This is a genomic window from Pseudomonas sp. KK18, assembly GCF_037094675.1.
Taxonomy (GTDB): Bacteria; Pseudomonadota; Gammaproteobacteria; order Pseudomonadales; family Pseudomonadaceae; genus Aquipseudomonas.
Map to the genome: position 1 here is coordinate 3282448 of NZ_CP146605.1, position 11873 is coordinate 3294320.

At 60.3% G+C, this 11873-nt stretch carries 8 protein-coding genes; 4 read left to right on the plus strand and 4 right to left on the minus strand.

The window, feature by feature from the left end:
* Positions 1–161 precede the first annotated feature (161 nt).
* Both ccoG and V6607_RS15000 read right to left on the minus strand, forming a co-directional pair.
* Positions 162–1577, minus strand: a complete 1416-nt coding sequence (ccoG, locus tag V6607_RS14995) for a cytochrome c oxidase accessory protein CcoG (RefSeq protein WP_023658783.1) — start codon at positions 1575–1577, stop codon at positions 162–164.
* 184 nt (positions 1578–1761) lie between these two features.
* The gene (locus tag V6607_RS15000) at positions 1762–2001 is read right to left on the minus strand and encodes a DUF3203 family protein (RefSeq protein ID WP_003207514.1); all 240 of its coding nucleotides are present in this window, start codon (positions 1999–2001) and stop codon (positions 1762–1764) included.
* Between the two features lie 120 nt (positions 2002–2121).
* Between V6607_RS15000 and V6607_RS15005 the strand changes: the two genes are divergently transcribed.
* Entirely contained in the window at positions 2122–2616 is a 495-nt protein-coding gene (locus V6607_RS15005; protein ID WP_087692384.1) for an MgtC/SapB family protein, read from the plus strand.
* Positions 2617–2702: 86 nt separating this feature from the next.
* Here V6607_RS15005 and V6607_RS15010 read toward each other — a convergent pair whose 3' ends face one another.
* Both V6607_RS15010 and V6607_RS15015 read right to left on the minus strand, forming a co-directional pair.
* On the minus strand, positions 2703–3539 hold the full coding sequence (locus tag V6607_RS15010; protein WP_134326425.1) for a hypothetical protein: 837 nt from the start codon (positions 3537–3539) through the stop codon (positions 2703–2705).
* Between the two features lie 195 nt (positions 3540–3734).
* The gene (locus V6607_RS15015) at positions 3735–3893 is read right to left on the minus strand and encodes a hypothetical protein (protein ID WP_166742161.1); all 159 of its coding nucleotides are present in this window, start codon (positions 3891–3893) and stop codon (positions 3735–3737) included.
* Between the two features lie 205 nt (positions 3894–4098).
* Between V6607_RS15015 and V6607_RS15020 the strand changes: the two genes are divergently transcribed.
* The 3 genes from V6607_RS15020 (at position 4099) to glgB (ending at position 11848) form a co-directional block, all read left to right on the plus strand.
* Positions 4099–6096: an alpha-1,4-glucan--maltose-1-phosphate maltosyltransferase gene (locus V6607_RS15020; protein WP_134326426.1), complete on the plus strand. Its 1998-nt coding sequence runs from the start codon at positions 4099–4101 to the stop codon at positions 6094–6096.
* A 173-nt stretch (positions 6097–6269) separates the two neighbouring features.
* Positions 6270–9617, plus strand: a complete 3348-nt coding sequence (gene treS, locus V6607_RS15025) for a maltose alpha-D-glucosyltransferase (protein ID WP_008435160.1) — start codon at positions 6270–6272, stop codon at positions 9615–9617.
* A complete protein-coding gene (gene glgB, locus V6607_RS15030) occupies positions 9614–11848 on the plus strand; it encodes a 1,4-alpha-glucan branching protein GlgB (RefSeq protein ID WP_003207521.1) in 2235 nt (744 codons plus the stop codon). Before treS ends, glgB begins: the two co-directional genes overlap by 4 nt.
* Positions 11849–11873: the final 25 nt, after the last annotated feature.

Genomic DNA, 11873 nt, shown 5'->3' on the forward strand with positions numbered 1-11873 from the left:
GTGCTTTGAACAGATTTTGCTGATTGAACACAGATCAAACGGTGGGAGCGGGCTTGCTCGCGAAAGCAATCTTTCAGTTGATGTATCCATTGACTGGCACACCGCTTTCGCGAGCAAGCCCGCTCCCACATTTGATCTCCAGTGTTGCTGAAAGCTTGGGCTCAGCGATTCAATGGCGCCACAAACCGGCTGTCCGCCGCGCTGTAAATCCACGGCTCATCCACATCCGAGACCTTGAAGCGGATCGTCTGCGAACTGCTGGCCGGCTTCTCTGCGGTCATCGCCACCGACACCGGCACATCGGTAATCTCACCTGGTGCCAGGCTGATCTCGGTCTTGCCCTGCAGCTGGAAGCCGTCGCCGTCCATCAGCTCCAGGCGGTAATCCTGGCGCTGCTGGGTCTTGTTGATGACCTTGAGGCTGTAGATGTTCTCGATCAAGCCGTCACTGTTCTCGCGGAACATCCCCCGGTCCTTGGTCACGTCCAGCGACACCATCGGGCGTTCCACCAGCGCCACCACCAGCGCGCCGATCATCACCAGCAGCACGGCACTGTAGCCGATCAGGCGTGGCCTGAGCAGATGGGTCTTGCCACCTTGCAACTGATGCTCAGAGGTGTAGCTGACCAGGCCGCGGGCATAGCCCATTTTATCCATGATCGAATCACAGGCATCAATACACGCGGCGCAGCCGATGCATTCCATTTGCAGGCCGTCACGGATGTCGATGCCGGTGGGGCATACCTGCACGCACAGCTGGCAGTCGATGCAATCACCCAGGCCGACGTCCGCCGGTTGCACGTCTCGTTTGCGCGGGCCACGGTTCTCGCCGCGGGCTACGTCGTAGGAAATGGTCAGGGTGTCCTTGTCGAACATCACACTCTGGAACCGTGCATACGGGCACATGTGCATGCACACTGCTTCCCGCAGCCAGCCGGCGTTGATGTAGGTGGCGCCGGTAAAGAACAGCACCCAGAACAGGCTTACGCCGCCCATTTGCCAGGTCAGCAGCTCCTCGGCCAGCGGCCGGATCGGCGTGAAGTAGCCGACAAATGTCAGCCCGGTCAGCACGCTGATCCCCAGCCACAGCGTGTGCTTGGCCGAGCGCCGCGCCAGCTTGTCCAGGCTCCAGGGCGCAGCTTGCAGCTTGATGCGTTGGTTTCGCTCGCCTTCAGTGACCTTTTCGCACCACATGAACAACCAGGTAAACGAGCTTTGCGGGCAGGTATAGCCACACCACACACGCCCTGCGAATACGGTAATGGCGAACAGGCCGAACGCGCAGATGATCAACAGCGCCGACAGCAGGATGAAATCCTGGGGCCAGAACGTGGCACCGAAGATGTGGAATTTGCTTTCAGCCAGGTCCCATAACACCGCCTGCCGTCCGCCCCAGTTCAGCCACACGGTGCCGAAAAATGCCAGGAACAGAAAGCCTGCGCCTGCCACGCGCAAGGTACGGAACAGGCCGGTAAAACTGCGGGTGTGAATCAGGTTGTCGCTGGATTTGGCCTTCATCTTCTTTGGATGTGCAGGCTCAAACACTTCTACGGTTCGGACGGGGATTCTATCGCTCATGGTCTTTCGCTCATCAGCCTCCATCAGGCAGATGAACTATGACCGGCGCTCTGTTTGCATAACAGACTCAGGTATGGCGATAAAAAGCGGATCAGATGGGCCGCCCGTGCATGCCTGCGACAATGTGCTGCACCCGGTGGTGCGCGGGGTGCAGCGCTTTTGAGGCGGGGCTGATCCAGGTCAATCAAATCACCGAATCACCGTCGGTAGCTTTCAAGTGCTTACGGCCGTCTTTGGCACCCGCTACGGTCAATGCGTCGGCTTCGGCTTCGGTGATATAGGTGCGGTCACCGTTCAGCTTCACGAACGACATGGATTTTTCGCTGTCGGTTTCGACCGTGACATGGGTGGCTTCCAGTTGTTTCTCGTGGCCGTCCACATCGACGGTGAAGAAACATTGCTGACCTTCGATACGTACGGGCATATCGATCTCCTTTTTGTGGGCTATTACTGATTAGGGTGGGATGCGCAGGCAATGGTTCTGCGCAACTGACTGACGGTCGATGCTGTCCATGTTCTATCGACCCCCAACAAGGAAACGTCCATGGACGCCTGGTGGCATGAAGTCTGGGTAACCCTGCAAGCGGAATTTGCCGATATCGGCGATGCCCGGCAACTCACGCAAATCACCGTTCGGCTGCTGATTGCGGCGATATTGGGCGGGATCCTGGGTTACGAGCGCGAACAGAAAGGCAAGGCCGCCGGGGTACGCACCCACATGCTCGTGGCCCTGGGCGCCGCGCTGTTCGTGTTGGTGCCGAGCATGTCCGGCTCCCAGGCAGACGCCATGAGCCGTGTGCTGCAGGGCGTGATCGCGGGCATCGGCTTTCTTGGCGCCGGCACCATCCTAAAGGGCAAGGAAGACGAGGAGGGTCAGCACGTCAAAGGGCTGACCACCGCCGCCGGCTTGTGGATGACCGCCGCCATTGGGGTGGCGGCGGGAATGGGGCGGGAATCCACGGCGGTACTCAGCACGTTGTTGGCCTTGGCGGTGTTCAGTGTGATGCCAAGAATCGTCAGGCTATTGGAAAAGAATTAGTCGCCGTATGTTTCATCAGGTCGCGCGTGAATGGGCTGACAGCGTGATATCGAGGCGTGTGCAACTTCACGCTCCTGCTGGACTGATCACTGTACCGGAATGGTGATTTGATCTTCTTTGTGATACGCGAATATGCGTTGGTCTTGAGCGAGCAAGTCAACACGAACCACCGGAAGCAGGCGCTGCGTATAGCCGTAATACTCGCGCTGAAGTTTCTTGGCCGCATCTCTTCCTGGCAAGTTGGCAGCGTTATAGAAGAAAGCCTGGAAGGGGACTTTATCAATCTCGGACACTGTCCAGGCTGAGGTGACGACTTCATTCCAATCTTCAATATAGTTTGCCGGCATCAGTTTTCTGACAGTGATGCTTAGAGAAAACTGCTGCGCCGATCCACGAAACGCACACATAAAAAAATAAGCCGGTTTGACTTTGTTGAAGTGGGCCAGCCAGGTGGGGCCATCCACCACGCCTTGCTCATCGCAGTGCCGGCTCCATTCACGCTGGTAGCCTGGCAGCTCCCTGGAAGTTTCGCCGCATCCATCCGGGCGGTCACCTGTCGCACCATTGGTGGGAAAAGAGCAGCGCACGCTGATTGGGCCCGCTGCGGTGGAGGGCAATGCCGACATTATTACGCCAGCGTCCCGTGCAAACAGCTTCCTGATACCCAGGTCGGCTCGCAGGTAAGAGAATGCGGCGGCATTGCGCTCAAGCTCGCCGGGCGATGCTATGAGGCTGTCAGTGACGCGAATAAGCACCCCATTGCAGTGATACAGGGCCAGGCCATCGGCACACTGAGCAGCGGTGTCCTGGTAGCGGTTGTTTAATTTGCTTGCGATTTCCGTATCGAACGGGCCGGAGGGTTCGGTGGTGCAGGCGGTCAAGGTGCAAAGGGAAAGCAGCAGGTAGGCGGCTGTTCTTTTCATGAGGTATCTCCGAGAGGTTTTATTGTTCTGTTGTTCGCGCGTCGCGCACTTTGATCATGGGCGGCGTTCGTCTCGGCTGATACTGTCGGTTTTGACAGTTCTTTATAATTTTTTGTGAATGAAGTTGCAGCTTATAGATTCAAGTAAACGCGGAAGCCTGAAGCTTCCGCTTTTTACTTCCTGTGATCGGTCTCTTCAGACAATCACCGGCGGCATGGTCGTCGGTGGTTCCTCCACCGGTGGTGGCTGTGTGCCTGGCGGTTCCTGCTCGGGAACCGGGTCGGGTTCGGTCGGCGGTAATGTGGGCTTATCTATATTGGGATCAGGCGTTTCAGCCGGAATAGGGATATTCATCGGTATGGCCTCCTTTGTGCTTTGCTCTATCGGTGGACAATCGCGTGGTGGATTTGATTCCCCGCCCGATGGCGGGATATCCGCCTGAACTTTTCACTCGTCGGCATGCTCGGAACCTAGACGGCCCTGCTCAGGGAGAGTGGCGTCGTTTCAGAATTTGAATCAAGCACAAGAGCGTCCACTGGGCGTTAAGGGGAGATGCTCGATGACTGCTGAAACACTGACTCAAGACGATTCAACCTCCACATTACCGCTGTCCCAGGCATTGTTGCTGCCAAGGATCGCGATTGAAAGCACGACCCCGGTGATCGATGGCGGCGAGTTCGCGGTCAAGACTGTGGTTGGCCAGCGCGTGCAGGTTGCCAGCAAGGTGTTCGCTGATGGCCACGACAAGCTTGCGGTGATGATCCGCTGGCGCCCGCGCAGTGAAGAAAGCTGGCACAGCGTGGTGATGACCGATGTCGGCAACAACGGCTGGGAGGGCGCATTCACCGTGACCGCCCAGGGCCCGCATGAGTATTGCATCGAAGCCTGGATCGACACGTTTGCCAGCTTTCGCTACGAACTGAGCAAGAAACACGAGGCCGGGGTGCCCGTCAGCCTGGAGTTGCAGGAAGGTCGCAGCCAGGTCTTGCAAGCCGCCGAGCGCAGTGACAATGAGCTGCGTGACCGCTTGATGTTGCTGCACCACGAACTCTCCGGTTTGCTGGAAACCGAGCAGGTCGCGTTGTTCCTGCACGAAGACAGTGCACACCTGATGACCCAGGCCGATCACCGCGCCTATTTGAGCATCAGCCCGGTGTATCCGATTGATGTAGAGCGCGAGGCTGCGCAATTTGCCAGCTGGTACGAGTTGTTTCCCCGCTCGATCACCGACGATCTCGCGCGCCATGGCACATTCAACGATGTGCACTCACGGCTGTCGATGATCCACGACATGGGCTTTGACGTGCTGTACTTCCCGCCGATCCATCCGATCGGTCGCAGCCACCGCAAGGGCAAGAACAATTCCCTGACCGCCGGGCCGGACGACCCGGGCAGCCCGTATGCCATCGGCAGCGAAGAGGGCGGCCACGAGGCGATCCATTCGCAGTTGGGCACCCGTGAGGATTTCCGCAACCTGGTCAATGCCGCCGCCGACCATGGACTGGAAATCGCCCTGGATTTTGCCATCCAGTGCTCCCAGGACCACCCGTGGCTCAAACAGCATCCGGGCTGGTTCAACTGGCGGCCCGACGGCACGATCAAATACGCCGAGAACCCGCCGAAGAAATACCAGGACATCGTCAACGTCGACTTCTACGCGGCCGACGCGATTCCCAGCCTGTGGGTCGAGTTGCGCGACATCGTGGTCGGTTGGGTGGAAGAGGGCGTGAAGACCTTTCGCGTCGACAACCCCCACACCAAGCCGCTGCCGTTCTGGCAATGGCTGATCAGCGATGTGCGTTCTAAATACCCCGAAGTGATCTTCCTCGCCGAAGCCTTCACCACCCCGGCGATGATGGCGCGCCTGGGCAAGGTTGGTTACTCCCAGAGCTACACCTACTTCACCTGGCGCAACACCAAGGCAGAGTTGAGCGAGTACCTGAGCGAACTGAACGAGTCGCCGTGGCGCGAGTGCTTCCGGCCGAACTTCTTCGTCAACACCCCGGACATCAACCCCGGCTTCCTGCATGAATCCGGCCGCGCCGGCTTCTTGATCCGCGCCGCGTTGGCCACCATGGGCTCAGGCCTGTGGGGCATGTACTCGGGTTTTGAACTGTGCGAAGCGGCCCCGGTGCCGGGCAAGGAAGAGTACCTGGACTCGGAGAAGTACGAGATCCGCCCGCGAGACTTCACGGCGCCGGGCAACATCATTGCCGAGATCGCCCAGCTCAACCGCATCCGCCGGCAGAACCCGGCCTTGCAGACGCACCTGGGGCTCAAACTCTACAACGCGTGGAACGACAACATCCTGTACTTCGGCAAACGCAGCGAGGATGGCAGCAACTTTATCCTGGTGGCCGTGAGTCTCGACCCGTTCAACGCCCAGGAGGCCAATTTCGAGTTGCCGCTGTGGGAGCTGGGCTTGCCGGACGATGCCCAGACCCAGGGCGAAGACCTGATGACCGGCCACCGCTGGACGTGGTACGGCAAGACCCAGTGGATGCGCATCGAACCGTGGCATCAGCCGTTTGGCATCTGGCGCATTACCGTTTCCTGAATCGACACCGATCTCCAAACCACTGGAGATCAAAGGTGGGAGCGGGCTTGCTCGCGAAAGCGGAGTGTCAGTCTCCGAATCGGTCCACTGATATACCGCTTTCGCGAGCAAGCCAGCTCCCACATTGACCGAGTTCCTTCAGGCAGAATTTTTCGAATTCCCAGGAGTTTCCAATGGCGAAGAAACCCAAGGCTGCCACCTTTATCAAAGATCCGCTCTGGTACAAGGACGCGGTGATTTATCAGGTTCACGTCAAATCCTATTTCGACTCCAACAACGACGGCATCGGTGATTTTCCCGGGCTGATCGCCAAGCTCGACTACATCGCCGACCTTGGTGTGAACACCATTTGGCTATTACCGTTCTACCCCTCGCCACGCCGTGACGATGGCTACGACATCGCCGAATACCGCGGCGTGCACAGCGACTACGGGACCATGGCCGATGCCAAGCGCTTTATCGCCGAAGCCCATAAACGCGGGCTGCGGGTGATCACCGAGCTGGTGATCAACCACACCTCCGACCAGCACCCATGGTTCCAGCGCGCCCGCAAGGCCAAGCCCGGCTCGGCGGCGCGGGATTTCTACGTATGGTCCGATGACGATCAGAAATACGACGGCACCCGGATCATTTTCCTCGACACCGAAAAGTCCAACTGGACCTGGGACCCGGTCGCCGGCCAGTACTTCTGGCACCGCTTTTACTCCCACCAGCCGGACCTCAACTTCGATAACCCGCAGGTCATGAAAGCCGTCCTGTCGGTGATGCGCTACTGGCTCGACATGGGCATCGACGGCCTGCGCCTGGACGCCATTCCGTACCTGATCGAGCGCGACGGCACCAACAACGAAAACCTCCCCGAAACCCACGACGTGCTCAAGCAGATCCGCGCCGAGATCGACGCCAACTACCCCGACCGCATGCTCCTGGCCGAAGCCAACCAATGGCCGGAAGACACCCAGCTGTACTTCGGGGACAAAAAGGGCGACGACGGCGATGAGTGCCACATGGCGTTCCACTTCCCGCTGATGCCGCGCATGTACATGGCGCTGGCCCAGGAAGACCGTTTCCCGATCACCGACATCCTGCGCCAGACCCCGGAGATCCCGGCCAATTGCCAATGGGCAATCTTCCTGCGCAACCACGATGAACTGACCCTGGAAATGGTCACCGACAAAGAGCGCGACTACCTCTGGAACTATTACGCTGCCGACCGCCGTGCACGTATCAACCTGGGGATTCGCCGCCGCCTGGCGCCGCTGATGGAACGCGACCGCCGGCGCATCGAGCTGCTCAACAGCCTGCTACTGTCGATGCCGGGCACGCCGACCCTGTACTACGGCGATGAGATCGGCATGGGCGACAACATCTACCTCGGTGACCGCGACGGCGTGCGTACGCCGATGCAATGGTCCATCGACCGCAACGGCGGCTTCTCCCGCGCCGACCCGGCCAGCCTGGTATTGCCGCCAATCATGGACCCGCAATACGGCTACCAGTCGGTCAACGTCGAAACCCAGACCCAGGACCCGCACTCGTTGCTGAACTGGACGCGGCGCATGCTCGCGGTGCGTAAACAGTCCAAGGCGTTCGGTCGCGGCAGCCTGAAAATGCTCTCGCCCAGCAACCGCCGCATCCTGGCGTATACCCGCGAATACGCAGGCGCCGATGGCAAGAATGAAATCATCCTGTGCGTGGCCAACGTGTCCCGCAGTGCCCAGGCCGCAGAACTGGACCTCTCGGCGTTTGCCGGCATGGTTCCGGTGGAGATGCTCGGTGGCAATGCCTTCCCACCGATTGGCCAGCTGAATTTCCTGCTGACCCTGGCGCCGTATGGCTTCTACTGGTTCGTGCTGGCGGCGGAAAACCAGATGCCAAGCTGGCACGTGGAACCGGCACAAAGCATCCCGGACTTCACCACCCTGGTGCTGAAGAAACGCATGGAAGAATTGCTCGAAGCACCGTGCCGCACCACCCTGGAACAGAATGCGTTGCCGGCGTGGCTGCCCAAGCGCCGCTGGTTTGCCAGCAAGGATACGGCAATCGACAGCGTGCACATCGCTTATGGCGTGCGCTTCGGCGACCCGCAGCATCCGGTGCTGCTTAGTGAAATCGAAGTCACCAGCGCCGGCCAGGTCAGCCGCTATCAGCTGCCGTTCGGCTTCCTTGGCGAAGACCAGTTCACCAGCGCCTTGCCGCAACAACTCGCGCTTGCCCGTGTACGGCGAGTGCGTCAGGTAGGTTTGGTGACCGATGCCTTCAGCCTCGACACTTATATCCGCGGCGTGATCCAAGGCCTGCAGGCCAAAACCGTCCTCGACTCCACCGATGGCGAGATTCGCTTCGAGCCCACGGCGCAACTGGCCAAGCTGGAATTGAACGACGAGTCGGAAGTGCGCTACCTCGCGGCGGAGCAGTCCAACAGTTCCGTGGTGGTGGGCGGCAGCCTGGTGCTCAAGTTGATCCGAAAAGTCAGCGCCGGGGTTCACCCCGAGCTGGAAATGGGCGCCTACCTGACCGAGGCCGGCTACGAGCATATCTCGCCGCTGCTGGGCTCGGTGATCCGCCACGACGCCGATGGCCAGGACAACCTGCTGATGATCGCCCAGGGTTACCTGAGCAACCAGGGCGACGCGTGGGGCTGGACCCAGAATAACCTGGAGCGAGCGATTCGCGACGAACTGGCCGAAGCCATGTCCGAGCAGGAACAGCACTACAACGCCCTTGGCGAGCTGGCGGATTTCGCCGGCTTGCTCGGCCAGCGCCTGGGCGAGATGCACCTGGTGCTGGCGGCGCCCACCACTAACAAGGCGTTCAAGCCCGAGGTCACAACCCTCAAGGACAGCCAGGGCTGGGCCAGGCACGTAGGCGCACAAATCGACCACGCCTTGCAGTTGCTCAAACAGCATCAAACCAAGTTGAACCCTGCCGATCAGGCGTTGGTCAGTGCTTTACTGGAGCAGAAAAAGGCCATCGCCAGTCACGTTCAGGACCTGGCGAAAGCCACGGTGGGCGGGTTGCGCATTCGCGTGCACGGCGACCTGCACCTGGGCCAGGTACTGGTGGTCAAGGGCGATGCCTACCTCATCGACTTCGAGGGCGAACCGGCGCGGCCGTTGCCTGAGCGTCGCGGCAAACACAGCCCGTACAAGGATGTGAGCGGGGTGCTGCGCTCGTTTGATTACGCGGCGGCCATGGCGGTGAATGTGCAGGGCGTCGACCAGTCGCCCGAGGCCAATGCGTCCCGGCAACGTGTGGCGGATCGCTACTTGCATGAGGCCAGGCAGGCATTTATCCAGGCCTATCACGCTGCCACGACTACACTGGCCCATGACTGGCAGGACGCCAAAGGCCAGGACGCAGCGCTGGCGTTGTTCAGCCTGGAGAAGGCCGCGTACGAAGTGGCCTACGAAGCAGAGAATCGCCCGAGCTGGTTGCCGGTGCCGTTGCAAGGTTTGCACGGGCTGCTCAGCGGGTTGAAACCAATATCGAAAACTGCACGCGGTGGGGAGACGTCATGAGTTTTACAAGCAAAGAACCGCTGCAGGAAAAGTTGAGTGTGATGCCCAAGCCTGCTGATATCGAAGCCCTGGTGCGGGCCGAGCACCATGATCCATTCTCGATCCTGGGTCCCCATGACGACGAGCAGGGCGGCCAGTTCATTCGCGCCTTCCTGCCGGAAGCACTGAGTGTCCAGGTCCTGGCCCGCGACAGCGGCGAGCACATCGGCAGCCTCGATGCGACCCAGGTGCCGGGCTTGTTTGTCGGGCATTTCGGCAGCCGTCAGGCGTACTTGCTGAAGATCCAGTGGGCCGGTGGCGAACAGATCACCGAAGACCCTTACAGCTTCCAGCAACTGCTGCTGGGGGAGATGGACCTGTATCTGTTTGCCGAAGGCAATCACCGCGATCTGAGCAGTTGCCTCGGGGCACAAGTGACCAGCGTCGACGGGGTCCAGGGCGTGCGTTTTGCGGTATGGGCACCGAATGCCCGCCGGGTCTCGGTGGTGGGCGACTTCAATATCTGGGACGGGCGCCGTCATCCGATGCGCCTGCGCCATCCGTCCGGGGTGTGGGAGATTTTCATCCCGCGCCTGCAACCCGGCGCGGCCTACAAGTATGAAATCCTCGGTGCCCACGGCATTCTGCCGCTCAAGGCCGACCCCATGGCCCTGGCCACGCAGTTGCCGCCGGATACTGCGTCCAAGGTCGCTTCGCCGCTGCAGGTCGACTGGCAGGACCACGACTGGATGCAATCGCGCAGCGAGCGACAAAAGCCTAGCGCACCCTTGTCGATCTACGAGTTGCATGCCGGTTCCTGGCAGTGCGAGCTGGATGAAGTCGGCGAGGTGTCCCGCCAGTACAGTTGGCGCGAGCTGACCGAGCGGTTGATCCCTTATGTACAGCAGTTGGGCTTCACCCATATCGAACTGATGCCGATCATGGAGCACCCGTTCGGCGGCTCATGGGGTTATCAGGCGCTGTCGCAATTTGCCCCGACGGCACGTTTCGGCTCGCCGGAGGATTTCGCGTTTTTCGTCAACGCCTGCCATCAGGCCGACATCGGCGTGATCCTGGATTGGGTGCCGGCGCATTTCCCCACCGATACCCACGGCCTGGCGCAATTCGACGGCACCGCGCTGTACGAATACGCCAACCCGCTGGAAGGCTTCCACCAGGATTGGGACACCCTGATCTACAACCTCGGCCGCACCGAAGTCCACGGCTTCATGCTGGCGTCGGCGTTGCACTGGCTTAAGCATTTCCATATCGACGGCCTGCGGGTGGATGCCGTGGCGTCGATGCTGTATCGCGACTATTCGCGCAAGGCCGGTGAATGGGTACCCAACCGCCACGGCGGGCGGGAAAACCTCGAGGCCATCGACTTCCTGCGCCACCTCAACGATGTCGTTGCCCTTGAGGCCCCCGGCGCGCTGGTGATCGCCGAGGAGTCCACCGCATGGCCGGGCGTAAGCCAGCCGACCCAACAGGGCGGCCTGGGGTTCAACTACAAGTGGAACATGGGCTGGATGCACGATTCGCTGCACTACATCCAGCAGGACCCGGTGTACCGTGCCCATCACCACAACGAGCTGAGTTTCGGCCTGGTGTATGCCTGGTCCGAGCGTTTTATCCTGCCGATTTCCCATGATGAAGTGGTGCACGGCAAACACTCGTTGATCGACAAGATGCCCGGCGACCGCTGGCAGAAATTTGCCAACCTGCGGGCGTACCTGAGCTTCATGTGGATGCACCCGGGCAAGAAGCTGCTGTTCATGGGCTGCGAGTTCGGCCAATGGCGCGAGTGGAACCACGATCAGCAACTGGACTGGTACCTGCTGCAATACCCCGAACACCGGGGCGTGCAGAAACTGGTGGGCGACCTCAACCGTCTGTACCGCGAAGAGCCGGCGCTGCATGACCAGGACGACGCACCACAGGGCTTCCAGTGGTTGATTGGGGATGACGCGATCAACAGCGTCTACGCCTGGTTGCGCTGGAGCAAGGATGGCAGGCCGGTGCTGGTGGTGGCCAACTTCACGCCGGTGCCGCGTGAGGCCTACAAGGTCGGCGTGCCGTTTGCCGGGCGCTGGAGCGAGGTGATCAACAGCGATGCCGACACCTATGCCGGTTCCAACTTCGGCAACGGTGGCGGGGCGTTTACGGAGGAGGAGCCCAGGCATGGGCAGCCGTTGTCGCTGTCGTTGAACCTGCCGCCGCTGGGTGTGCTGATACTGCGACCGGACGCCTGAATTCCAGACGATGAAGACCCCATGT

Coding starts and splice junctions, on each gene's coding strand:
- V6607_RS15020 (WP_134326426.1), top strand. CDS start 4,099: ATGACTGCTGAAACACTGACTCAAGACGATTCAACCTCCACATTACCG.
- glgB (WP_003207521.1), top strand. CDS start 9,614: ATGAGTTTTACAAGCAAAGAACCGCTGCAGGAAAAGTTGAGTGTGATG.
- V6607_RS15005 (WP_087692384.1), top strand. CDS start 2,122: ATGGACGCCTGGTGGCATGAAGTCTGGGTAACCCTGCAAGCGGAATTT.
- treS (WP_008435160.1), top strand. CDS start 6,270: ATGGCGAAGAAACCCAAGGCTGCCACCTTTATCAAAGATCCGCTCTGG.
- V6607_RS15010 (WP_134326425.1), bottom strand. CDS start 3,539: ATGAAAAGAACAGCCGCCTACCTGCTGCTTTCCCTTTGCACCTTGACC.
- V6607_RS15015 (WP_166742161.1), bottom strand. CDS start 3,893: ATGAATATCCCTATTCCGGCTGAAACGCCTGATCCCAATATAGATAAG.
- V6607_RS15000 (WP_003207514.1), bottom strand. CDS start 2,001: ATGCCCGTACGTATCGAAGGTCAGCAATGTTTCTTCACCGTCGATGTG.
- ccoG (WP_023658783.1), bottom strand. CDS start 1,577: ATGAGCGATAGAATCCCCGTCCGAACCGTAGAAGTGTTTGAGCCTGCA.